We start from the raw sequence: 642 nt of genomic DNA, 5'->3' as shown, positions 1-642 counted from the left end.
TTACCGGTCGTGGAACACACCATGAGTTAATGGCTTCCCATGGCCTTTATCGGGATTTTGCTGAACAGCAGCTGAAAATGAATGCAGACTTAGAAAACAAAGCCGGGTAAATTTTGGTCGAATCAGCCAATAAAAAAGAGGAGGGATTTTCCCAATCCTTCCTTTTGAACTATTGAGGGGCTTACGATTTATGGTATACTACTGACGGTAATATTGTATAAAACGGAGGGTAGTTGTGGGAAAACACACTTCTGAACATAAAAATCACGCCCAAATTGTCCACCTGCTTCAAGATGGACAATATTTTTTTCATAAAGGCTTGAAAGCGTATAAAGAGCGCAATCTAAAACGGGCAAGCAAACTGATTCAGCGCGCGGTTCATTTGGAGCCGGAGGATTCAGAGATGCTTTCACAGCTTGCGGTCATTTATTCGGAAATGGGCCAGTATCAAGAGTCGAACGATCTTCTTGACTATATCATGGCAAATCTGGAGGCCGAAATGCCGGAGTGCCATTACTTTAAAGCGAATAACTTTGCCCATCTGGGGCTCTTCCAGGAAGCTTATAAAGAAGCGGCCGCTTATTCTGATGCGGACCCGGATGGTGAATTCGCCGAAGAAAACGATAGTCTGCTGGATTTGCT

Annotated in this window: 2 protein-coding genes; both read left to right on the top strand. The window is 44.1% G+C overall.

Going from position 1 to position 642, the window contains the following annotated elements; genetic code table 11:
* Positions 1-110 (top strand): hypothetical protein (locus tag ACWHAR_RS28455; protein WP_452088619.1); only part of this gene is annotated, 110 nt, incomplete at its 5' end.
* A 125-nt stretch (positions 111-235) separates the two neighbouring features.
* A partial coding sequence (locus ACWHAR_RS28450) for a tetratricopeptide repeat protein (protein WP_452088618.1) occupies positions 236-642 on the top strand: 407 nt, incomplete at its 3' end.

This window comes from Bacillus sp. LR--39 (genome assembly GCF_053613335.1).
Note: the sequence above shows the minus strand (reverse complement) of the source record. Positions and strands in the feature narration are given on the sequence as shown.